The 23,606-nt window shown below is 38.5% G+C and carries 21 protein-coding genes and 1 tRNA gene; 16 read left to right on the top strand and 6 right to left on the bottom strand.

All coding sequences use genetic code 11. The annotated features are described in order from the left end of the window. Positions 1 to 377 precede the first annotated feature (377 nt). Entirely contained in the window at positions 378 to 539 is a 162-nt protein-coding gene (locus tag AC0QT4_RS00960) for a hypothetical protein (RefSeq protein WP_473199842.1), read from the top strand. 490 nt (positions 540 to 1,029) lie between these two features. On the opposite strand, the gene AC0QT4_RS00955 is transcribed toward AC0QT4_RS00960, so the two are convergent. Continuing rightward, positions 1,030 to 1,104: transfer RNA gene (locus AC0QT4_RS00955), tRNA-Gly, on the bottom strand. Between the two features lie 194 nt (positions 1,105 to 1,298). Between AC0QT4_RS00955 and AC0QT4_RS00950 the strand changes: the two genes are divergently transcribed. The 7 genes from AC0QT4_RS00950 to AC0QT4_RS00920 all read left to right on the top strand — a co-directional run bounded on the left by AC0QT4_RS00950 (position 1,299) and on the right by AC0QT4_RS00920 (position 8,360). Beyond that, positions 1,299 to 2,276, top strand: a complete 978-nt coding sequence (locus AC0QT4_RS00950) for an ABC transporter substrate-binding protein (RefSeq protein ID WP_473199841.1) — start codon at positions 1,299 to 1,301, stop codon at positions 2,274 to 2,276. A 65-nt stretch (positions 2,277 to 2,341) separates the two neighbouring features. Continuing rightward, a complete protein-coding gene (locus AC0QT4_RS00945) occupies positions 2,342 to 3,238 on the top strand; it encodes an ABC transporter permease (RefSeq protein ID WP_473199840.1) in 897 nt (298 codons plus the stop codon). After that, complete coding sequence (locus AC0QT4_RS00940) at positions 3,231 to 4,025, top strand: ABC transporter ATP-binding protein (protein ID WP_473199839.1); 795 nt, start codon at positions 3,231 to 3,233, stop codon at positions 4,023 to 4,025. The genes AC0QT4_RS00945 and AC0QT4_RS00940 overlap by 8 nt, the downstream gene beginning before the upstream one ends. A gap of 4 nt (positions 4,026 to 4,029) precedes the next feature. Next, positions 4,030 to 5,070, top strand: a complete 1,041-nt coding sequence (gene holA, locus AC0QT4_RS00935) for a DNA polymerase III subunit delta (protein WP_473199838.1) — start codon at positions 4,030 to 4,032, stop codon at positions 5,068 to 5,070. Positions 5,071 to 5,469: 399 nt separating this feature from the next. Then, positions 5,470 to 6,402 (top strand): prephenate/arogenate dehydrogenase family protein, encoded by a 933-nt coding sequence (locus AC0QT4_RS00930; RefSeq protein ID WP_473199837.1) that lies wholly within the window; start codon positions 5,470 to 5,472, stop codon positions 6,400 to 6,402. 596 nt (positions 6,403 to 6,998) lie between these two features. Continuing rightward, on the top strand, positions 6,999 to 7,853 hold the full coding sequence (locus tag AC0QT4_RS00925) for a YihY/virulence factor BrkB family protein (RefSeq protein ID WP_473199836.1): 855 nt from the start codon (positions 6,999 to 7,001) through the stop codon (positions 7,851 to 7,853). A gap of 12 nt (positions 7,854 to 7,865) precedes the next feature. Continuing rightward, the gene (locus tag AC0QT4_RS00920) at positions 7,866 to 8,360 is read left to right on the top strand and encodes a YaiI/YqxD family protein (RefSeq protein WP_473199835.1); all 495 of its coding nucleotides are present in this window, start codon (positions 7,866 to 7,868) and stop codon (positions 8,358 to 8,360) included. A gap of 1 nt (position 8,361) precedes the next feature. Here the strand turns inward: AC0QT4_RS00920 and AC0QT4_RS00915 are convergent, their stop codons facing one another. Next, a complete protein-coding gene (locus tag AC0QT4_RS00915) occupies positions 8,362 to 9,057 on the bottom strand; it encodes a TlpA disulfide reductase family protein (protein ID WP_473199834.1) in 696 nt (231 codons plus the stop codon). Positions 9,058 to 9,090: 33 nt separating this feature from the next. Here AC0QT4_RS00915 and argH point away from each other — a divergent pair, with 33 nt between their 5' ends. The 5 genes from argH (at position 9,091) to AC0QT4_RS00890 (ending at position 15,891) form a co-directional block, all read left to right on the top strand. Further along, positions 9,091 to 10,491: an argininosuccinate lyase gene (gene argH / locus AC0QT4_RS00910; RefSeq protein WP_473199833.1), complete on the top strand. Its 1,401-nt coding sequence runs from the start codon at positions 9,091 to 9,093 to the stop codon at positions 10,489 to 10,491. A 50-nt stretch (positions 10,492 to 10,541) separates the two neighbouring features. After that, positions 10,542 to 10,721 (top strand): LPS translocon maturation chaperone LptM, encoded by a 180-nt coding sequence (gene lptM, locus AC0QT4_RS00905; protein ID WP_473199832.1) that lies wholly within the window; start codon positions 10,542 to 10,544, stop codon positions 10,719 to 10,721. A gap of 8 nt (positions 10,722 to 10,729) precedes the next feature. Then, positions 10,730 to 12,004 (top strand): diaminopimelate decarboxylase, encoded by a 1,275-nt coding sequence (lysA, locus tag AC0QT4_RS00900; protein ID WP_473199831.1) that lies wholly within the window; start codon positions 10,730 to 10,732, stop codon positions 12,002 to 12,004. A gap of 338 nt (positions 12,005 to 12,342) precedes the next feature. Then, on the top strand, positions 12,343 to 14,778 hold the full coding sequence (locus AC0QT4_RS00895; protein ID WP_473199830.1) for a TIGR02302 family protein: 2,436 nt from the start codon (positions 12,343 to 12,345) through the stop codon (positions 14,776 to 14,778). A 252-nt stretch (positions 14,779 to 15,030) separates the two neighbouring features. After that, complete coding sequence (locus AC0QT4_RS00890) at positions 15,031 to 15,891, top strand: class I SAM-dependent methyltransferase (protein WP_473200020.1); 861 nt, start codon at positions 15,031 to 15,033, stop codon at positions 15,889 to 15,891. Between the two features lie 260 nt (positions 15,892 to 16,151). Here the strand turns inward: AC0QT4_RS00890 and AC0QT4_RS00885 are convergent, their stop codons facing one another. The 4 genes from AC0QT4_RS00885 to tsaD all read right to left on the bottom strand — a co-directional run bounded on the left by AC0QT4_RS00885 (position 16,152) and on the right by tsaD (position 19,587). After that, positions 16,152 to 16,835 (bottom strand): response regulator transcription factor, encoded by a 684-nt coding sequence (locus AC0QT4_RS00885; RefSeq protein WP_473199829.1) that lies wholly within the window; start codon positions 16,833 to 16,835, stop codon positions 16,152 to 16,154. Positions 16,836 to 16,889: 54 nt separating this feature from the next. Further along, positions 16,890 to 17,210 (bottom strand): hypothetical protein, encoded by a 321-nt coding sequence (locus tag AC0QT4_RS00880; RefSeq protein ID WP_473199828.1) that lies wholly within the window; start codon positions 17,208 to 17,210, stop codon positions 16,890 to 16,892. 393 nt (positions 17,211 to 17,603) lie between these two features. Beyond that, positions 17,604 to 18,038 (bottom strand): EVE domain-containing protein, encoded by a 435-nt coding sequence (locus AC0QT4_RS00875; RefSeq protein WP_473199827.1) that lies wholly within the window; start codon positions 18,036 to 18,038, stop codon positions 17,604 to 17,606. 454 nt (positions 18,039 to 18,492) lie between these two features. Continuing rightward, entirely contained in the window at positions 18,493 to 19,587 is a 1,095-nt protein-coding gene (gene tsaD, locus AC0QT4_RS00870; RefSeq protein ID WP_473199826.1) for a tRNA (adenosine(37)-N6)-threonylcarbamoyltransferase complex transferase subunit TsaD, read from the bottom strand. A 384-nt stretch (positions 19,588 to 19,971) separates the two neighbouring features. Between tsaD and AC0QT4_RS00865 the strand changes: the two genes are divergently transcribed. The 3 genes from AC0QT4_RS00865 (at position 19,972) to AC0QT4_RS00855 (ending at position 23,580) form a co-directional block, all read left to right on the top strand. Continuing rightward, positions 19,972 to 21,159, top strand: a complete 1,188-nt coding sequence (locus AC0QT4_RS00865) for a COG4223 family protein (RefSeq protein ID WP_473199825.1) — start codon at positions 19,972 to 19,974, stop codon at positions 21,157 to 21,159. Positions 21,160 to 21,170: 11 nt separating this feature from the next. Next, positions 21,171 to 22,739 carry a heme biosynthesis HemY N-terminal domain-containing protein gene (locus tag AC0QT4_RS00860; RefSeq protein WP_473199824.1) on the top strand — a complete coding sequence of 523 codons (1,569 nt, stop codon included), beginning with the start codon at positions 21,171 to 21,173 and terminating at the stop codon, positions 22,737 to 22,739. A 94-nt stretch (positions 22,740 to 22,833) separates the two neighbouring features. After that, complete coding sequence (locus AC0QT4_RS00855; protein WP_473199823.1) at positions 22,834 to 23,580, top strand: glutamine amidotransferase; 747 nt, start codon at positions 22,834 to 22,836, stop codon at positions 23,578 to 23,580. Positions 23,581 to 23,606 lie beyond the last annotated feature (26 nt).

The raw sequence follows: 23,606 nt of genomic DNA, 5'->3' as shown, positions 1-23,606 counted from the left end.
CCTGTTGTTTTTATGCATATTTTTTACTATTAAATGCGTGTTTTGTCAAATAAAATTTTGATACCTGAAATTTGATACCTGAAAATAGAAAAAAGAGAAAAAACCAGAATTCTGCGTTAAAAAAGGGAAAAGATTTTGAAAGGTCTTTAAAAATTTTTAAAAAGTCTGTGAAAGTTCAGCAAACCGCCTTTGAAGACCCTTTAAAAAAATAAATTGAGGCAAAACATTTTAATATCTACAGATAAAGAGTAAGGAAAAAAGTCATGGGACAAGTCAACTTCGTAGAGTGCAGTGCGCTAGAAAATCAAATGGACAAGTTGCTATTTGTGCATGCAAATTAAAATGCAAATATTGCACTTTGATCTTCTGATGAGAAATTGTGTCAAGTTGTTCCACTTTCTCAAACAATTAATGGTATCTCTTCAGATCACGATGAAATTGTGTGTGAAGGGGATGGAAAATCAAAGGGTCAACTTTCCCCTTTGCTCGATGATGATAGGCATTTGGAGAAATTAGTGCAAGTTGCACCAATTGCGTGAGGATGAGAAAAAGGGTAATGTTTACCCAATTGCTTAAATGCTTTTTCTCTTTTTAGTAATATGCTTGGGATAGGAAAAAACGATTATTCAATTTCCAAAAGAGGCACTAAATGACCTTTTAAAGGTCTTTGAAGACCCTTTGAGAGCCCTTTGAAAAAATGAAAATCCTTTGAAAATGAAGTCATTTTTGCAAAATATCATGCAAATGATACAAAATTTACTGATCTCTGCATGCATATTTTAGAGATTTTAGGTGTCAAATAATGGGATTGTTGGAAGAAATGAATCATCTCAAATTGTGATTCTGATCCAAAGAAAATAAGACTCAGGAAAGCGGCTCTAAACACCTCTTAAAGCTTCTCTGAGAAGCGCCTAAAAACGCTTTTGAAAAAAATGAATTGCTGCAAAACCTAGTGGCAAATTATGCAAAACTTGGTGGCAAGCTACATACAGCAAGCTACAATAATCAAAGTATATTATTTGCGATTTATGGAGCGGGCGATGGGATTCGAACCCACGACCCCAACCTTGGCAAGGTTGTGCTCTACCCCTGAGCTACACCCGCTCACCGATTCGAAACATATTTTGCTTCAGATGCTGCTTGTATGGCGTAGCCTTTTGCGAATTGCAACAAAAAAATAACATTTCAGTTTGATTTATTTTATGAATGTTCCAGAAATAAAAATAAAGATTGATTTTGAAAGAGCTCTTCAATAGGTTATTACCTCTTTAATTGTTGTGAAAAAGGGGCGGAGTAGAATGTCGAAAAAAATAAACCTATTAGGGATTGTGATTGCAGCTGTTTTTATCATGAATGGTTTTGCAAAAGCAGGGAATCATATTCAACATGTTAAAGTTGCAATTACGCAATTTATGGCGCATCCCGCTGCAGATGCAGTGCGCAAAGGGGTTATAGATGTCCTTGCAGAAAATGGCTATAAGCAAGGTGAAAACTTCGAACTCACTTTTTTATCGGCACAGGGCAATATTTCTACAGCAACCCAAGTTGCACGCAAATTTGTTGGTGATAAACCTGATGTAATTGTCGCTATCAGTACGCCTTCAGCACAAACAGTCCTTGCGGCAACAAGAACAATCCCTGTTGTTTTTGCTGCGATTTCTGACCCTGTCGGGGCAAAAATAGTGTCTTCACTCACTAAACCCGGTGGCAACGTGACGGGAACTTCTGATTATATAAATGTTGCAGAAAGTCTTAAGCTTTTAAAGGAAGTAAAACCAGATTTGAAAAAACTTGGTTTTCTTTATAACGCTTCTGAAGCGAATTCTGTTTCAACACTTAAGATGTTGAAGGATGTAGCAGATAAAGCGGGCGTTGAAGTTATAACTTCATCTGCGTCTAAATCTTCTGATGTTCAGGTAGCAACACGTGCTTTAATTGGTAAGGTGGATATCATTTTTATTCCCGCTGATAATACGGTTCTTTCCGTTTTAGAGGGAGCATCAAAAGTTACACAGGAAACCAATACTCCTTTATTTACTGTCGATGCTAACTCTATTGGGCGCGGTCCTTTTATGACGCAAGGTGTAAATTTCTATAATGTGGGCATGGAAGCTGGGAAAATGGTCGTGCGTATTTTGGAGGGTGAAAAACCGGGCGATATTGATGTTATGCAGGCAGCTAATAATGATATCCGAATTGATATGAAAGCAGCTAAAAAAGCCGGTATTATCATTCCACAGGCAGTTACTGAACGCGCAACAAAGGTTATTCAGTAGCTTTCCATTGACATGATAGTGACACGATAAAAGTCCGTTTAAGTTTTCATGAGGTGGGTTTTTGGATGAGTATATTTGCATTTTCTGGTGCTGTAGAATTAGGTCTTATTTATGCATTCGTTGCACTTGGCGTTTATCTTTCGTTTCGTGTCTTGGATTTTCCTGATTTAACTGTAGATGGTTCATTTCTCCTTGGGTCATGTGTTTGTGGTGTTTTGATTCTTTTAGGTTTCAATGCATGGACGGCTATGGTATGCGCTTTTTTTGCAGGTATGGCAGCCGGTTTATTGACAGCTTTGCTGAACTTGCATTTTGGCATTTTAAATCTTTTGGCTTCCATTTTAACGATGTCGGCGCTTTATACGATTAATCTGCGTATTATGGGGATTTTAGGAGGATCTAGTGTTAATTTAGCGCTTGCTGATACTGCCTTAACACCTTTTTATGATCTATTTGGTTTACCTGCTATTTTTGTGCGACCTCTTTTTGTTGGTTTTGTATTGCTTATTGTGGCGTTTTTGATTTGGCGCTTTTTGGAAAGTGAAATAGGTCTTGCTATGAGAGCAATGGGCTCTAATCCACGGATGGCTACCGCGCAAGGGATTCATAGATCGGCATTAATTTATTTTGGTATGGGCCTTTCAAATGCGTGCGTTGCGCTTGGTGGTTCTCTCTATATTCAAACCGCTATTGCTACCGATATTACCGGTGGAACTGGGACAATTGTCTTTGGTTTAGCCGCGGTCATTATTGGTGAAACTCTTTTTCGTACACGCAATATTTTGTGGATTATTGTCAGCTGTATTGTCGGCTCTGTTCTTTATCGTGTTGCAGTACAATTCGCTTTTGAGGCAAACGGGATTGGTATTGATACGTCAACGGATCTTCAGTTGATCACTGCACTGTTAGTTGCTTCAGCTCTCATTATACCACGCTATTGGGGGAGGCGTAAACATGATTGAGTTTTCTCATGTCGGAGTCACATTTAAACCGCAAACGCCTTTGGAAAAACAAGCATTAATTGATATTAACCTCAAGATTGATCGGGGGAGTTTTGTCACAATTATTGGTTCAAATGGTGCTGGTAAATCAACTCTGCTTAGTGTGTTAGCGGGTGCTATTCTTCCTACAGAAGGAAAAGTGATTATCAATGGGCAAAATGTTTCTAGGCAATCAGTCAGTGAGCGCGCTGGAAGGGTTGCTTGCGTTTTTCAAGATTCGTTGGTGGGAAGTTGCGGTTCTTTAACAATTGAAGAAAATTTGGCTCTTGCAGCTCTCCGTGGTAGTCGTCGTGGTCTGCGTTCAGCTTTAAATCACAAAAAACGACAATTTTTTCGTGATGAAATTGCCCAATTAGGTATAGGTCTTGAGGCGTGTATTCATAATCCTATGGACAGTTTGTCAGGTGGGCAACGGCAGGCTGTTTGTCTTGTGATGGCGACTTTGGCTCATGCCGATGTTTTATTGCTCGATGAACATACTTCAGCATTAGATCCAGGAATGGCTGATTTTGTCATGCGGTTGACCGAAAAAATCGTTGAAGAGAAAAAATTAACCACTATTATGGTGACACATTCTATGCGTCAAGCTCTTGATTATGGAGATCGCACATTGATGTTGCATGGTGGAAAAATAATTTTGGATGTGTGTCAAGAAGAACGTAATGGTTTGAATGTAAATGATTTAATAGGCATGTTTCAGAAAGTTCGTGGGGAAGCTCTTGATGATGATGAACTTTTAATGGATTAATATTTTGGCTCAGAAAAAAGCGCATGAAGTTGATCATTTTCTAACGCGTTTTTCACGTTCTTTTCCTATTGTTCTCATTTACGGGCCGGATCGTGGTCTTGTTTGTGAACGTGCGCAACGTTTTGCTAAGCTTACAAAGGTGGCTGTAGAAGATCCATTTTCAACGATTCGTTTGGATGCAGCTGAAATTGATAAAGATCCTCCTCGCTTGGAAAATGAAGCACGAACTTTATCTCTTTTTGGGGGAGATCGTTTGATATGGATCTCTAATGGTGCTAACCAAAAAGGTTTTCTTACAGCTTTAAAGTTTTTAATTGACGAACCACCAGAGAAAAGTTTTATTCTCATTGAAGCAGGGGATTTGAAAAAAGGAACAGGATTGCGCAATGTCGTTGAAACGGCAACAAAAGCAATGGCTTTGCCCTGTTTTGCAGATGATGCTCGGTCTCTTGATGGACTAATTGATGAGGTTTTGAGTCATTTTAAGAAGACTCTTTCTTTGGATGCACGTAAGTGGTTGCATGAAAGTTTGGGAGGGGATCGTCTTGTATCACGAAGTGAATTAGAGAAGCTTTGTCTTTACGTTTCGGATACTCATATTACTCTTGAAGATGTGAAAGCTGTTGTAAGCAATGTGAGCGCTCTCTCTATCGATGAAGTGATTGATGCTCTTTTATTGGGCGATATAACAAATTTTGAGGCTCATTTTAGTCGACATGCAACACTACAGGGTACAGTGTTTTCTATTTTGAGTACGGCACAAAGACATTTTCAACAATTGCAACTGTTACGTTATCAAGTTGAGGTTGAAGGGAAATCTCCTTCTGTAGTAACTTCACAAGCACGACCACCAATTTTTTTTCAACGAAAAAAAACAGTTGAGCAAGCTTTAAGATATTGGAAGTTAGAACATATTTCTTATGCAATGGAAAGAATTCAAAGTGCTGTTTTAGAGAGTCGTAAAAATCCGCTTTTGAGCGAAGCGATCGTTCGTCAAGTTTTGCTAGGACTTACAATTACTGCGCGGCGTCAAATGGTTGCTTAAGATAAGCAGTTCGTCTTTATGGTAGTTTATTTGAAAACTTTTGAAGTTTTATAAAATAATTGTTCTCTTATAAAATTTATTTATTTTTTTAATAAAATGGCGCTCTTTGAAAAGTAAAATGAAAAGGAGTTTGCTATTCATCATTCTTGTTTGTAAGCGATAAATTGACAAGTTTTAGGGCTTAATGTTACGTGCTCTGTCTCTCTTTTTTGCACATTTTCTAAGGGAAAAATGATCTGTTGGTCGTTTGCGCAAGGGATTATTGAAGGATGCATGACTTTATTATTTGTTTTCTTGTCGCTTGTGGTTTTTTAAATGTTTGATACATAAATCTTGAATAAACAGTAGAGATAAACTTTGGTTTTGTTGCTGTTTTCAAAGAGTTCTTAAAGGTGGAAAATGCTCCAAATTCAATTTGAAAAAATAGCACTCATTGGGATTGGCCTTATTGGCTCTTCTTTAGCAAGAGTGATTAAAAAGAAAAATCTTGCTGCTCATATTTCTATTGCAACACGTCGTCAAGAAACATTGAAAAGAGCGCGTGAATTGGAACTTGGAGATTTTTATACAACGGATAATGCAAAAGCTGTTGAAGGAGCAGATCTCGTGATTGTTTCTGTTCCTGTTGGAGCAAGTGCCGAGGTAGCAAAAAATATTCATGATCATTTAAAGCCTGGAGCAATTGTGAGTGATGTTGGGTCTACGAAAGCGTTGGTCATTGCAGAAATGGCACCTTTATTACCAAAATCAGTGCATTTTATTCCTGGTCATCCGATTGCGGGAACAGAGTATTCAGGACCAGATGCTGGTTTTGCTGATTTGTTTATGAATCGCTGGTGTATTTTAACACCTTTTGCTGAAAGTGATGTTGTGGCTGTAGCGCAATTGACAGCGTTTTGGGAAGCTTGTGGCGCACGGGTTGAAAAAATGGATGCTAAACATCATGATCTTGTTTTGGCCATTGTTTCACATTTGCCGCATTTGATTGCATATAATACTGTTGGAACAGCGAGTGATTTAGAAAAAGTGACGAATTCTGAAGTAATTGCTTATTCTGCTTCAGGTTTTCGTGATTTTACCCGTTTGGCTTCTTCTGATCCTGTTATGTGGCGCGATATTTGTTTGCATAATAAAGATGCTATTTTAGAAATGTTAAGCCGTTTTAGTGAAGGACTTGCTTCTTTGGAACGGGCAATTCAGTTGGGAGATGGTGAGACGTTGTTTAATTTTTTTACACGTACCCGTGCTGTGCGCCGTAGTATTATTGAAGCTGGGCAAGAAATTGATGCTCCTGATTTTGGACGTCAGAATGTTTCTAAAAAGGGTAAGTAAAAAAGTTTTTGTTGAATTCCGTTGGTTGCTTCTGGAAATTTCTGTTCCTTTAAGTTGTGAATTGTCATAAGGAAGAGAGGGGACTTTGGGATACAGATGATCAATGTTCAAAAAGTTTTACGGAAGCAAGATTATCATTTGGGGCATCTATAGGATGTAAAAAGGGATTACGGAACTCAAGAAGAGTTCTTCATATTGTGTGATTGGTATATTTTTTAGAAGACAATGCTTTTTTTATGCGCGTTTAAAGGTTATTTTTCGATAACTTCGTGTGTGCATTGGAGCTTTCCAGCTGTAATTGGTCTGTTTCGAAATAAAAAGATTATTTGGTCTACCCTCAAATTTTCATCATAGATTCGTTTGGGTAGGGTTTTGAGACGTATCACTTTTTTATCGATAATCGCGATGGTTATAATGTATTACTCTTTAATTCTTCATGCGTAAAATTTGTTCATTAGTGTTTTTCGGTTTTGCTACAGAGTGAGGCTTGACGGTATTGATTATTGTCTTTTATAGTAAAGAAGGTTTTTTATTGCGATGATTTTTGTGAAATTTTGAGTGGTTAAGAAGACAGTATTACCAGAAAGTATTGTGGTTTGTTAAAAAATATCTTTTGGTATAGCTATCGTGTTCTTGTTGATGCAATAAATCATTATTGGCGTGATAATGGCAGTGTTTTTGCTAGTCATATCGCGTTGTCAGGGCTTTTAGCGTTTTTCCCTTTTTTCATTTTTGGGACATCTCTTGCTAGTTTTATCGGTGCTTTTACATATACACCGCAAAAAATCAAAGCTTTGGTGCAGTTGTTACCAGATGTTATTGCAGAGCCTTTATTGAAAGAAATTATCAATGTTTTAACTATTCAGCGGGGAGGAGTGTTGACGGTTTCTGTCATTGGGGCGGCTTATTTTGCTTCTAATGGGATAGAAGCATTACGGTCTGCTTTGAATAAAGCTTATCGTGTTGTTGATCGGCGTAGTTTGTTATTTTGCCGTTTTCAAAGTTTGTTTTTTGTGATTCTTGGAGCTTTTGGCCTTGTTGTTATAAGCTTTTTATTGATTTTAGCACCTCTCTTAATCAAGATTATGCAAAATCATTCTTTTTTCATGACTGAATATATTGGGGTTATTCGTTTATGGCGTTACATAATCGCAGCAGTTGTTTTATTTGTAAGTCTTTTGATTGTTCATAAATGGCTCCCAGCGGAGCGGCGGAAATTTATAGATATTTTTCCAGGAATTATGGTGACAATGGCAGTATGGTTTGTAGCTTCCATTGCTTTTGCGCAGTATTTGGCAATGTTTGATTATATTTCTACCTATGCGGGGTTAGCATCTATTATGGTGGCTATTATTTTTCTTTATATATTAAGCGCAATTTTTATTTTTGGCGCTGAAATAAACGCTGCGATGATGTTTTACCGCAAGCGTTTACAAAATTCAGAGGGGTGAAAGAACTTATTATTGCGTGAAAATCAAAATATCAATATCCCGATAAAACCTGCTATCACTTTGTTTATTGATGCGGATGCTTGTCCTGTAAAAGACGAAGTTTATCGTGTGATGAATCGTTATCAGCTTAAAACATTTGTTGTGGCAAATCGTTTCTTGTCCCTTCCAGATGAAGCACTCATTGAAAGAGTGGTTGTTGCTGGTGAACTCGATTGTGCCGATGATTGGATTGTGGACCATGTGCATGAGGCAAGTATTGTTGTTACCAGTGATATCCCTTTAGCAGCACGGGTTGTGCAGGCTGGTGGTGCGTGTCTTTCGCCAACGGGGCGTATTTTTGATGTAAGCTCTATCGGTCAAGCTTTAGCAATGCGCAATTTGATGGAAGATTTGCGAGGACAGGGCAACATGACAGGTGGGCCCCGTCCTTTTTGTCGTAAAGATCGTTCTGCTTTTTTATCAGCATTGGATCTCATGATACAACGTTTAAAAAGACGTGGTTATTAGGTTACAATGCTTCTTTTATGACGGCTTTTATAAGTGCTTTGGCATCGTTATTAGCCCATGGAGCTGCACCATTGAAGGAAGCAATGAGATGACCATTTTTATCAATGAGAAATGTAATGGGTAATCCTAAAGCGAGCCCTTGTTTTCTAACATTGTTGAAAATATCCATTGTTTCATCACGATAGTAGAGCAAATTATCAGCATGAACATCTTGTAAAAATTGCTGAATTTTTTCAGGAGAACCAGTTTTATCGATATTAATGGCTATCACATCAAAATTTTCTCCAGCCAGTTCACGTTTTAATTGCGCCAAGTCTGGCATTTCTGTGCGGCAGGGTGCACACCAAATAGCCCATAGATTAACTAAGAGTGGTTTTCCGGTAAATTCGCTGAGTTTACGGTTTTTTCCTTGAATATCTTTAAAAGAGAGCTGATTCATATCGGAGGGTGTATCAGCAAATCGTATGTGGGTGAAAAATCCTTTTGCGGCTTTTCGGATTGCTCTCATTTTTTCTTCTTGTTCTTTTACGGTCTTTTCTCCTGAAATAAAGTCTGTAAAAGAGGACTCTCTCTTGTTATAGGAGTTTTTTATTGCGTATAAACTTATGGCAGCTAAGATGACGACAATAAAAAAGGATGCGATGAAAATCCTCTTTTTGTTCTTTTTTTTTCGGTTGGTAAAAGTTTGAGGAATCATGATTTTTGTCCTTTGTATGGGTGTTTTTAGAGTATGACAGATAAAAAGTTAAAGAACCAGATGTGGGGTGGACGGTTTATAGCAGGGACTGCTGCAATTATGGAAGAAATTAACGCCTCAATTGATTTTGATCAAAAGCTTTATCGGCAAGATATTGAAGGTTCTCTCGCTCATGTGGCAATGTTAGCGCACACTAAGATTATTTCACAATCGGATTATGAAAAAATTGTTGATGGTTTAAAGCTTATTCATCAAGAAATTGAGGAGGGGAAATTTGTTTTTTCACGAAAACTTGAAGATATTCATATGAATATTGAAGCGCGATTGAACGAATTGATTGGTCCTGTGGCAGGACGTTTGCATACGGCACGTTCTCGCAATGATCAAGTGGCTGTTGATTTTCGTTTGTGGGTGCGTGAAGCCTCACAGAGAATTGTGCAAATTTTAAAAAGATTGATAGAGCAATTGCTTGTTCGAGCAGAACAACATGTTGAGACCTTTATGCCAGGTTTTACACATTTACAATCGGCACAGCCTGTAACATTTGGTCATTATATGATGGCTTATGTTGAAATGTTTGGGCGAGATTTGTCGCGGATGCGAGATGCCGTTGAGCGAATGAATGAATCACCTTTAGGAGCTGCTGCTTTGGCAGGAACAAGCTTTCCAATTGATCGTTTTATGACAGCAGAAACATTGGGTTTTCGAGAACCAACACGCAATTCGATTGATAGTGTTTCCGATCGTGATTTTGCACTGGAATTTTTAAGCGCTGGTGCTCTTTGTGCTATGCATCTTTCCCGCTTAGCGGAGGAAATTGTCCTGTGGTCAAGTGCACAATTTCAGTTTATTCGTTTATCGGATGCTTTTTCCACTGGTTCCTCTATTATGCCACAAAAGAGAAATCCCGATGCTGCGGAACTTGTGCGTGCTAAAAGTGGTCGACTAAATGGTGCATTGATGGGGCTTTTAACTGTGATGAAGGGATTACCTCTTGCCTATTCAAAAGATATGCAAGAAGACAAGCAGTATGTGTTTGATGGAGCTTTGAGCCTAGAATTATCGCTAGCAGCAATGATAGGGATTATTGGTGATTTGCAAGTCAATAAAGAAACTCTCAAACAAGCCGCTGATTCTGGTTATGCTACCGCAACTGATTTTGCCGATTGGCTTGTGCGTGAATTAGGGTTTCCTTTTCGTGAAGCACACCATATTACTGGGTGTGCTGTGGCATTGGCAGAAAAAAAACAATGTGATTTGAATGATTTATCCTTGAGTGAACTACAAACGATCTGTCCACAAATTAATGCAACGCTTTTTGAGGTTTTAACGGTTGAAAAATCAGTTAAAAGCCGTAAAAGTTTTGGTGGCACTGCACCTTCAGAAGTGCTTAATCAAATTGCTTATTGGAAAAAACGCCTTGTAACTGCTTGAATGGTTGATTTGTAAATCCGAAAAAATAACAAGAGGAGAGAAAAGGGCGTATGAAAGTCATTTTAAAAAATTTAGCAATTGTTCTTTTGGGGAGTGTTATTCTCGTTGGATGTGGACGTAAAGGGGCATTAGAATTGCCGCCTTCAGCAGTGAAGAATTCTTCGCAAGAAGCATCCGATCTTCAAAACAAAGTAGATACCCCTTTTGTTCTCGATCCATTGATACAATAGGGGATTTTATGCATTTTTTTTCTTATCAGCAAGATGTTTTACACGTTGAAGGTCTTTCGCTTTTGCAACTTGCGCAAGATGTTGGAACACCTTTTTATTGCTATTCAGCAAGTGCCCTCATTACAAATTTTAAAGATTATCAGAATGCATTTCGGGATATGCCGAGTTTGATTGCTTATGCGGTTAAAGCGAATTCTAATCAAGCGGTTTTACAGCTTTTAGCGAATAATGGAGCGGGAGCTGATGTCGTCTCAGAAGGAGAATTACGGCGTGTCCTTGCTGTTGGTATTCCTGCTCATCGCATTGTTTATTCTGGTGTTGGTAAAAAGATTGAAGAGATAGATTTTGCTCTTGCACAGGATATTTGCTGTTTTAACGTTGAATCAGAACCAGAACTTGAACAATTATCGGCACGTGCTGTTGCTCTTTCAAAAAAAGCACGTATTTCTTTGCGTATTAATCCAGATGTGGATGCTAAAACGCATAAGAAAATTACCACAGGGAGATCAGAGAATAAATTTGGTATTCCGCTGTCATTGGCAAGGGATGCCTATAAAAAAGCAGCTCAATTGCCTGGTGTGGATGTTTGTGGTGTTGATCTCCATATTGGTAGCCAAATTTGTGACTTAAAGCCCTTTGAAGATGCATTTATGATTGTCGCAGATTTTGTGCGTCAGTTATGGAATGATGGTTATGCAATAACCCATATCGATATTGGCGGGGGGCTTGGTATTTCTTATGGGTGCGAGCAGCAACCAGTCCCAGCTCCTTTTGATTATGCACAACTGGTAAAAAAATATATTGCTCCTCTAGGAATCAATATTATCCTAGAACCTGGGCGCAGTATTGTTGGTGAAGCTGGTCTATTGGTGACATCTGTTGTATATTTAAAAAAGGGGGAAGGGCGGAATTTTGTTATTGTTGATGCGGCGATGAATGATTTCATGCGTCCGACACTGTATGATGCGTGGCAAAATGTTATACCAGTGAAGAAAACACCAATCGATGCTCCGCTGATCAGGGCAGATATTGTGGGTCCTGTTTGTGAAACTGGGGATTATTTAGCATTAAAGCGTTGCGTACCGATTTTAGCGGCAGGTGATTTCCTAGCAATTACTGGAGCGGGTGCTTATGGCGCCGTGATGGCAAGTACCTATAATAGTCGACTTTTGGTGCCGGAAGTTCTCGTTCAGGATAGGCGTTATGCAATTGTTCGTCCGCGTCTTGATTATGCCCAATTGATAGGGTGTGATCATATTCCAGATTGGATTAAACAGTGCTAAGGATTATTGGTCTTATTTTTACTAAACTTTAAGGGAACAATTTATTTTAATGTCTGGAAATTGTATCGTATAGAATTTTTCTGGAGTGTTGTTTCTCTCTGATTTCAGTTTTCTTTTGCATCAGCTAAGTGTAAAAGTGTAAAGTTGAACGGGTTTTTCTGGGTAAAATTTACCTAGTTATCTTGGAAAATGGGTTGCGTAAGTGATCAGAGGGTTAAGCCTTCTTGAAAAAATAATCTGGTTGCAAATGAGTGGGGGGTAAGAATCTTGGTTTTTTTAGGGCGAAGAAGAGATTAGGGTTTCGATTCACCACTGTAAAAGGGGACAAATGCTTGTCTATGAGAAATGAAAACGTCAAAAGTTTTGCGAGAAGAAAGCTTTTGTATGTGCGCATTTTTATGTGGTTTATCCTCTTATTGGAGCGAATATGGATACGGTTGTTGCCGCTTTTTCTCGTTCTCAGTCTCTTTTGTTCGCTTAGTTGGTTGGGTATTTTTGGAATTTTAGATTATTGGCCACATGTGCTCTTGCTTGGGCTTATGTTTTTTTTGGCTGTGGGGAGTTTATTTTTTCTTATTCATTTTCGCTTTCCCATAATGAGGGAAGTTGATCAGCGTCTTGAACGCGTAAATAACCTTGAAAATCAACCTTTAAGCACTCAAACAGATCGTTTGTTTTCTGAGAATGATGAAGATTTGAGTGCACTTATTTGGCGTGAACATCAACGCCGCATGGCAGAACAATTATATCCTTTAAAAACCGGATTTATCGATCCTAAAAGTGCGGCTTTTGATCCTCTAGCTTTGAGGACTTTATGTATTCTCCTTTGTGTGTGCGCTTTTAGTTTTTCTTTTGGCTCATTAGGAGGTCGTTTGGCAGATGCGTTCGATTTACGTCCTGTAATCGATGAGACATCAATGCGGATTGATGCTTGGGTAACACCTCCTGCTTATACGAGTGTTCCACCCCTTTATTTAACAAAAGATAACAAAACACAGCTTACTGTTCCTGAAGGGAGTGATTTAGTTGTCCGTGTTGTTAACGGTGCTGGTATTACAGTAAAAGCAAATACTAAAGAAGATGCGCGGGAAATTTCGTTTTCCAAAAAAAATGAAAAGGAAGCTTTGAATGATCCAATTGTTCATTTTGAAACACGTTTAGAACGTTCAATCAATTTAATTGTATCATCGCGGCATAAGAGACAGCAATGGGATTTGCAAGTGATTAAAGATCAGCACCCAACAGTTCGTTGGTTAGAAAAACCAGGACGGATTTTAACCGGTTCTTTGGAGCTTCAATATGAGCTCGATGATGATTATGGGGTGACAAAGGCTTTTGTTGAAATAGAACCTTTTTTTAATGTACATAAAAATGCTTCTTCTCTTTATAAGGCACCTGAAATAAAACTTCTTCTACCCCGTGGTGGAAAGGGTAAAATGCGCACGGTACAAGATGTATCAGCACATCCTTGGGCTGGTTTAGAAGTCAAAATTACTTTGGTGGCAGAAGATGGTGCAGGGCAGAAAGGGCGGAGTAAAACTTTTGTTATGACGCTTCCACAACGTGTTTTTTCCAATCCTGTTGCGCGTGCAGTGGCTGAATTGCGTCGTATGTTAGTTCTCAATGCTTCTGCAAAAGAGCGAGTCCTTGATATGCTTTCTGCTTTGCTTGTGCGGCCAAAAGAGGGGCTGCAAAATCTCACACATTTTCTTGTCTTACAGAGTGCATGGACAAGGCTTTCTATGGCAGAAACAGAAGATGATTTGCGTGGTGTTGTCGATTATTTATGGCAGATTGCTTCAGGCATTGAAGGCAATCAGCTCGAATCTGTTCAAAAAACTCTAAAACAAGCGCAAGCTGCTTTGCGTGACGCACTTCGTTATGGTGCTCCAGCGGCGGAAATTGAAAGGCTTATGGCAGATTTACGCCAAGCTATGGATAATTATATTCATTCTTTGGCTGAAAGTGCACAGGATAAGAGTAATCCTCACAATAATAATCTTAGTTCTCCTAATCTTTCGGAGGATTCATTAGAAAAAAAGCTAAATTTAATTGAGGAAATGGCCAAGATGGGCTCTTCTTTAGCAGCTGAACAGTTGTTGGCAGAAGTTGAACAAACTCTTGATCATTTGCAAGTTCGAAAAGGCAATAAAAATGGAAAGCAGGATCAGAGCCAATCTGCAAGGATGAAAGAAAAAATGGATAAGTTGGGAGATTTAATGCGTCGTCAGCAAGAAATTCTCAATGAAACACACCAATTAGAAAAGCAAAAACAACGTGGAGAAACGCTTTCCGAACAACAAAGAAAATCTTTAAAAAAACGACAGGCTGAATTGCAGTCTGAATTATCAATGTTAGAAAAAGAATTATCAGCGCAAGGATTTGCGTCGAATGATGCATTCAAGAAAGCAGAAGAAAAAATGAACTCTGCAGAAGATGCTCTTGATCATGGAAACAATCAAGTGTCCATGCAGAATCAGTCGGATGCTTTAGAATCTTTGCGGCAAGGTGCGCAAAGTGTTTTGGAAAAAATGCGTGAAATGCTTAAAGAAACCAGCGGTAGTCAAGATGCTGTTCGTAGTCCTGTCGATCCCTTAGGGCGTTCACTTTCTTCAAAAACAGATCAAGAAGGGAAAGAAGGTGCAGTATTACCACAAGAAAATGATCAAATGCGTGCACGGCAGATTTTAGAAGAAATTCGCAAACGCCTTGGTAAGGAGCATCTTCTTGAAGCAGAAAAAAACTATCTTGAAAAGCTCCTTCATTTTAATTAATCGCTTCCTCTTTTAACTGAGGTCAAAAAGAGCGCATTAGAAGCAGTATGAAGTTCAAAGATAAAGAGCATGATTAAAGCGCTTTTGCATGAAGTGGTTATGAAAAATATTCTATGCGATTTTTTATTATTTGGGTTTACAATATGAAATATTAAAATTTTTGCCATTGCGGAAAAAAGGCAAAAGTCCATATAAGTGAGGTATGTGAAAGCACCTGTTAGGTTTGAAGTTTTTTCTATATGGTATGTTGAGTTGGATATAGTCACACTGAGAGATTTTTACGATTCTGCCCTTGGATTGCGTGTACAAAGGACGTTGTGTGAGCAATTAAATTTATGGTGGCCCGATCTTACTGATAAACGCGTTATGGGTTTAGGGTACGCTCTTCCTTATCTTTCTGCGTTGTGTACACGCGCTCAACAATGTTTCGCTTTTATGCCAGCTGCTCAGGGAGCTTCGCCTTGGCCTTGTGCTGATAAGGTCGCTACAGCACTTGTTTTCGAAGAGGACTTACCGCTTCCTGATGCTTCGGTAGATTGTATTTTATTGGTCCATGCATTGGAATATACAGAAAATTCATTTGAAACACTCAATGAAATATGGCGCGTTTTAGCGCCTAATGGTAGTTTGATCGTTGTTGTTCCTCATCGTCCTGGTTTTTGGGCGCGCAATGCTTGTACACCTTTTGGTTATGGTGAACCCTATAGTCGACAGCAAATCGCTCGTTTGTTTGAAAAAACAAATTTTATTTCTGGACCAGTACAAGAAATTGTTCATTATATGCCTTCTTCAGGACGTGTTTCACGGTTGTTCTCATTTTTTTATGAACCATTTGGGCGTTATCTTTTGCCTTATTTTGGTGGACTCTTAATGTGTCAGGCGCAGAAACGTGTTTATCAAGGTTTACTCGTACAGCGTCGTCAATCGCGGCGTGTTTTTATTCCAGCATTATCGCCACAAGCCTATGAGAATTCTTCTCAGCTTGGTACCAATTTCACTTCACGATCGCATCTGAAGAGTCACAAAATCGATAGAGTATACAACCTTTCTTTCTGTGAAGTTCGAGTCAGAACTCTCATTCTCTTTGCCAGCTTAATATCGCGATGGTTGTGACATTGAGATAGTTTTGAAGAGTATATGTTAAGTCTTTTCTAAGGAATTACCCATCGTTAATCTTCTTTGTGATGTGCAAGAAAACGGTTTTATTGATCTATCATAAAGGAAATTTGTAATAAGAAAGCTTATTTAAGCTGTAAAATTATAAATTATAATTATTAATCAATATATTAAATATATTCATCTTATTGTATTTTTATATTCGAAAAATTAAGAATCCTAAAATCGCTTTTGAAGCAGTTACTGTTAAAGACGTGTTAAAGATTTAAACGATAGCCATTTTGATGGGTCACAAGAATTTGTGCGTTGGAAGGGTCTTTTTCGATTTTTTGTCGCAGACGATAAATATGGGTTTCTAAGGTATGGGTGACAATATTTGTATTGTAACCCCAAATTTGTTCTAAGAGTGTTTCACGGCTTACAACTTTGTCAGTGGTATAATAGAGATATTTAAGAATTGCTGCTTCTTTTTCTGTAAGGCGCGTTTTGTTGTTGGATTGATCAATGAGAAGTTTTTGTCCAGGTTTAAAAGTATAGGGACCAATATAAAAGATTGCCTCATCATTTTGCTCATATTGGCGCAATTGGGCACGAATTCGTGCCAATAATACTGCAAAACGGAAGGGTTTTTTTACATAATCATTCGCACCTTCTTCAAGATCTAAAAGGGTCTCGGAGTCTGTATCGTGATTCGTAATCATGATGATGGGAGCACGAAATCCTTGTGCACGTAATTTTTGAACGGCCTTTCCGCCATCAAAATCAGACAGTTCAAGACCAAAAATAGCCAGATCAACATTTTTCTCTTGCGTTATTGTCATTCCTGCTGCAGCCGTTTTTGCTTGCAATACTTTAAACTCTTTATACATTTGCAATTGTTCTACCAAAATAGCGCGCAGATCATCATCTTCTTCAACGATTAAAAGGGTATAGCAGTTCATTTTTGTTCCTTATAAAATAAGATAGAGTGACGCACCGATTGGTGAGGAGTAGTTTCATGAAAAATAAGTTTTCATGCAAGGAAAATTAAAAAGTAAGCCTCTAGAAAACGAAATTTTGTTGCTTTTATGATTATTTGCCAAAAAATGAAGAATTGCACGCATGACATTGCATGCATTGTTTTGGAGGATTTCGCAGAAATTCCTCTTGTTCTTTTTTACTTTTTTCTGCATTCGTACTAGGATCGGTGCTGTGAGGCGAGTGGTGATATCAATTGTAATTGTTTTGTAGATTTGTAGCTGGTCGGCACCATCATTACATTTGACAGCTTCTAATATTGCGACAGCCCTTGCATTAAGACAATTCATTAAAGGCATTTTTACTCCTTTCTAAATGTTTTTTATCCACACGCCATCTCCGCTTGTAATGTACAGGTATGAGATTTACTTGATTCAAAATGAGATGATTTAGACTGAGAGAATTTTACAATACTCGGAGTTATGATATAAGCTAAAAAACTATGATTTATTTTATAAATCAATGCGTTGTTCTCTAACAACAGTGTTGAAAAAATGTATCGTGAAGATAGATTTTATTCAATAGTTTGGGTTTTGAAATAAAATATTATAGAACGAAAAAGTGCAAGAGAGAGCTATTTTTGTTTATTGAGCATAAAATTATACGCACACACCAGGGTATATTATGCTTGCCTGCCGTGATACATGGAATATCTTTTTTCGCATGTTCTTCGATGGATGGAAATTATAATTTTAAGATGAAAGCATTTCTTTCTTAAGATTACCCATCAAACAAACTTCTTTCCATTCATCTTCTGTCACGGGTTGTACAGATAAGCGAGAGGCGTTGACGAGCACCATATTTTTCAGCTTTGAATTTGCTTTAATCTGTTTTAATGAAACAGGCGTTGGCATATCGCAGAGGGCACGAATATCTACACATTCCCAGCGTGGATCAGAGGTGGTGGAATCAGGATGTGCTTCAGCGCAGATTTCTACAATACCCACAATTTCTAGCCCTTTATTGGAATGATAAAAAAAGCCTTTATCACCTAATTTCATAGCGCGCATATTGTTGCGGGCTTGATAATTGCGCACGCCATCCCATTGTTCACCGGCAGTACCTTTTTGCTTTTGCATCTCCCATGACCATTTATGGGGTTCAGATTTAAAAAGCCAATAAGCCATCAGATCTCCTTTTTACAGATTATTGATATTGTACAAGATAGACATTTTTTCCATGCATTTATAAATACTCTTAAGTATGATTTTTAAAATACAGTAAAAAATGCACAATATCGATTTTTTGCTTCTTTTTTAGAAAGGACCCAATTGTGGTAACATAACATGTTACGCATCCTTCTTGTTTTCATGGATTATATGATGTTATCTGGTCTTCGCTTTACTATCAGAAGAGAAAAAATGTGTGCGTGGATCAAAGAATAAATTAAATATAAAATATAATAGATTTTGTTATTTTTTGACTTCTATCTAGAAGGATTAAGTCTAGATTATATTGTCTCTAAAAAATGGTGTAAGAAAACTGCTTCTAGGAAGATCAAATTCTGAAAGGATAATAACATGTTAGATGGCAATGGATTATAGGAGATTTTTTAGAGAGCATAAGCACTCATCTGGTTTGTTATGCTTTTGTTCCACGGCGTCCCATCCCTATGAGGGGCTTAGATTTTTCATCTAATGGCCAACGTGAACGAGGGGCAATATCAAGGGGGCTTGTTTCTCCGCGTGCGAGTTTCTGTGCACCAACAAAAGCAATCATTGCAGCGTTATCGGTACATAAGGAAAGAGGCGGGGCTATAAATTCAAAACCATGTTGTTGAGCGAGTTCTTTTAATGTCAATCGAATAGCTTGGTTAGCAGCAACTCCGCCTGCGACAACTAAAGCAGGAGGATGCCCCCCTTTATCATGAGAGGGGGGATATTGGTGGGTGAAATATTGCAAAGCTAAATGAACGCGATCATGGACTGTGTCTGTTACTGCTGCTTGAAAGCTTGCTGCAATGTCACAAACATCGCTTTCTGTGAGAGGAGCCATGGCTGTTGCGGCTTGGCGCACAGCGGTTTTAAGACCTGAAAAGGAAAAATCTAACCGTTTTTCACCTTTTAAAGGGCGTGGAAGGGGGATACGATTTTTATCACCCAATGAAGCCGTTTTTTCAAGTGCTGGACCACCAGGGTAAGGAAGGCCTAAGAGTTTTGCTGTTTTATCAAAAGCTTCCCCTAAGGCATCGTCAATTGTGGTTCCTAAACGTTGGTAATTGCCTACTTCGTGGACAAGAATTGTTTGTGTATGACCACCGGAAACCAACAGCAATAAATAGGGAAAAGAAACCTTATGGGTGAGCACGGCTGTTAAGGCATGGCCTTCTAGGTGATTGACAGCAATAAAAGGTTTTCCTGTGGCAAGAGAAAGTGCTTTTGCCGTCATAACACCTACTAAAAGTCCCCCTATCAAACCTGGTCCACTTGTAGCTGCAATAGCATCGATATCCCTTAATGTTATGTTCGCTTCTGTTAGCGCTTTTAGAATTAAACTGTCGAGAATTTCCACGTGGGCACGGGCGGCAATTTCAGGAACAACACCTCCGTAAGGGGCATGATGATCAATCTGGCTCCAAACAATATTAGAAAGAATTTTGCTGTTTCCTTCATTGTCCTGTTCAACAACAGCAGCAGCAGTTTCATCACAACTTGTTTCTATTCCTAACAGACGCATTTTAGACAAAACCTTGTGTTGAAGATTCTTTGATTGTGTGCGTACCACAGATAGGCAAAGATGCAAAGAATTTCTCTTGGGGTTAATAGCTCTCATGAAAAATGCGCTGTAATATTTTCTTTAAATATAACAGTTATGTTAAATAAAAAGTTAAGCTGTTTTGTTTAGTATAAAATGATGATTTTTTTAAAAACACTTTTTATTAAAGTATATAATTATAGATTTTTCTGATAAAGATGCGGTATTGAAAATTTCTGTAAAGTTATATTCGTTGTAAAAAAATTGAAAAACAAGCTATGATATTTGAAAAAGCTTAATTTTTAAAACTTTTTTCATTTTATTCTTTTATAATTATCAGCAGAATGTACACAAAGAATGACTAAGATGGTAGATTCTTCAAAACCAAAAGCGAAAACACACTACATTACTACGCGCCGTAAAAAGCCGGTAATTGAACATGAAACTGTAAGCCATGATGCAGAGAAAGTAACACAAAATTCAACAGAATTTGATGTACGAGAGAAACAAAACAAGAAAAACATGCAACATCAATCCATATCTCATCTCTCTTGGCTGTCTTTGTTTCTTTCAGGAATTTTAGGTGGTCTGATTGCTTTAGGTCTTTTTATAGGGCTTCAATGGACACGTGTGCTGCCTTTTACTTTTGTAGAAAATGATGATGAAGGCAAAAAAGCTGTGCAAATTGCTGAAATCGCAAAAAGTCAAAGTGAAGAAGCAAGAGAACAATTAGGGCGTGTCCTCCAAGAAATTGATGCTTTGAAAACAGAGTTTTCTTCTTTTTCATCACAACAGGTTGAAACTGTTCAAAGTGATGAAGTGTCACAAAAAGAAAGAAGAAAAGTTTTTACTGTTTTAGAGGAAAAGGTAAGAGGTCTTGAAGAGTCTGTACAGACTTTAAGTGATAGATCAAAAGAGATGGAAATGGCTTTGTCGGTTGAACAAAGCAATGCAAACGCTCTTGCTCTCTTAAAGCAACAGTTAGAGACTGTGCAGGGGGAAATTGCTTCTAAAGGGAGTGAGAAACAAGAAAGAAGCACTGCATTGTTTATTGCGATCAGTTCGCTAAAAAATGCTATAGAACGCGGAGGGTCCTATAGTAATGAATTGAAAACATTACAGCAATTAATGCCTTCAATTGATGGATTTGATTTGTTGCAAAAAACAGCTGCTATAGGACTTCCAAGTTCAGCGCAACTCTCAAGTGATTTTGCTAAAGTTGCGGATGCAATCGTTAGTCTGAAAAATAGTGTTGCCTCAGATGCTGCTTTTTCTGAACGGGTTTGGTCATGGATAAAAGGTTTGGTTGTTTCACGGCCAACTGGGAATATCGAAGGTATGACACTCGAGGCGATTGCGGCACGAATGGAAGTTGCTATTCAAGTGGGTGATTATGAAAAAGCTCTGAGTGAATGGCAAGCATTGCCTCAAAATGCGAAAGATGTTTCGGTGGATTTTGTTCATAAACTTGAAAGACATATTGCTATTCATCAACTTCTTCAGAAGTTGCTATTCTCTGCACAGCAGGGACCTTTTAAGGCTTTGAAGAGGTAAATAGGCTCAAGATGATACGTGTTTTTATTTACAGTTTTGCTGTCTGTATGATCGGCCTAGCTTTTGGGTGGGTTGCTAATTACAACAGTATTTTAGTTATAACATTTTTGCACTTTCGGTTTTCTGTTTCACTCTTAACAGTTTTATGCGCACTCGTTTTATTTCTCGGAATTTTAGTGCTTTTATGGTGGTTGCTCTCTACCCTTTTTTCTGTACCTCGTGCTCTCTCTCGTTATTTTTACCAACGTCATAAAAAGCGCGGTTATCAAGCTCTTTCACAGGGAATTCTTGCCGTTTTTGCCGGCGATGGTGTTTTGGCACAACAAATGGAGGCGCGGGTTGTTAAATATCTCGCAGATAAGCAGGAACCGTTGGTAAAACTCTTACAAGCTCAAACTCTCTCTTTGCAAAATAATTCTGCTTCTGCCATCAGTCTTTATGAGGAGATGAGAAAAGAAGCACCAACAAAATTGGCGGGGCTTTACGGCTTGTTTCGTGAAGCTATAAAAAGCAAAGCCTATGAAGCGGCGCAACAATATGCAGAAGAAGCCTTGGCTTTATCGCCAGCACTTTTATGGGCGCATCAAACTGTGCTTGAGCGGTTGAGTGTTGAGGGGCAATGGGATAAGGCACTCGCTGTTTTTGAACGTGCGCAAAAAGCTTTACCGCGTGCGATCCGTTCAGCAGCAGAACGGCAACAGATACAAGCTTTGTTGTTATGTGGGAAGGCTCTTCAACTGTTTGAAACGCATCCTGCACAAGCGCGTGCCGCCATTTTGAAAGCACATAAATTGGTACCTGATTTTGTGCCTATAACGGTTGCTGCTGCTGATATTCTTTATAAACTCCATGAAACACGTAAAGCTGATAAAATGGTTATTACTGCTTGGCAGAAAGAGCCTCATCCTGATTTGGGGGCGCTTTATCTTGAAAGAGAAGAAGGCGCTGTTGGGCGGTTGAAAAAAGCTAAAACACTTGCTTCTTATAATAAAGAGACATTTGAAGCGACTTTCCTTATTGCCAAAGCTGCTTTGGATGCTGGTGAGACAGTTCTAGCAAGGAAACAGGCTGAAAAAGCTCTGAAGTATCATCGGCGCGAAAGTGTTTATTTATTGTTGGCAGATATTGAAGAGGCACAAGGAAATAATCAGGGATCCGTACGTCAATGGCTTTCCTTAGCACTTCGGGCTGAACGTGATCCGGTGTGGATGTGTGAGGGGACCATTTTCCCTGCTTGGTTGCCTGTTTCTCCAATGAGCGGACGTCTTGGCTGCTTTGAATGGAAAGCGCCTCCTCGTATGGTTCCTTTTACATTGGAGGCCACCAATAGTGAGTCGGAAAAGCAGGATAAAGATAAAAAAAATATTGTGGGGAAAAGTGGTGCTGTCGAAAATAAGATGCTTGAAGAGTCACCTCCTATAGAAAATTCTCTTTTGTATAATGCACAGGGACAGAAGCATGAGACAAAAAATCAAGATATTACAGCATTCCGTCAAACTCACTTAAATGTTGATGATCCAGGTGTTAAAGTGGAAGAAGAGGCTGTATTTTTGTCAAGAAAGAAATTTCGTTTATTTTAAAGAAAGAAAATTATAGTGCGTATTGTTCGCAAAATTATTTTCTTGCGTTGAAAAAATAAAACGCGACTTGGTTGCAAAAATTATTGGTTAAAGAATGTTTTTACGTCAAAGATGTGTTAGTGAAAAGCAAAAAAAGTGCAAACCAAGAATTGCGGTGGTTATCCATCGTCAATCTACATATACTGGCCGTTTGGGAAAATTTTTGCAACAAAATGGTTTTGTTCTTGATGTTTACCGCCCTATTTTAGGACAAAAACTCCCCGATACATTGGATCATTATGCTGGTGTTGTTATTTTGGGGGGGCCAATGAGTGTAAATGACAGGGAAGTCTATATTGGTAAGGAGATTGATTGGATTTCCTTATCGCTGAAAGAAAATAAGCCTTTTTTAGGGATTTGTCTTGGAGCACAAATGTTAGCGCGAAATCTAGGGGGACGTGTTAGCACAAGAAGTGATGGAACTGTTGAAGTTGGTTGGTATCCTCTGGAAGCAACCTCACAAGGCAAGGCTTTGATGAATTGGCCAGAAATGGTTTATCATTTTCATGATGAGGGTATTTATGATTTACCTAAAGAGGCCGAGCTTTTGGCAACAGGTCATACATATCCTACACAAGCTTTTCGTTATGGAGATAATGCGTGGGGTTTGCAATTTCATGCCGAATTTACACGTGCTATGATGCGGCGTTTAGTGGTTCGTTCGGCGCACAAATTGACTGAAAAAGGGGCTCAACCTGCTTCTGAACATTTGAAAGGTCGTTTAATTTATGATCAGGTTTTGAGCCAATGGTTTGAAAATGCATTACAACAGATTTTTTGTATGCCTGTTGCCCATGTGTGAGAGTTAAGAATTTTTTTCATCTACGT

The sequence above is a fragment of the Bartonella sp. EBT8 genome (genome assembly GCF_055796165.1).
This window is presented reverse-complemented; position numbering and strand designations above follow the sequence as displayed.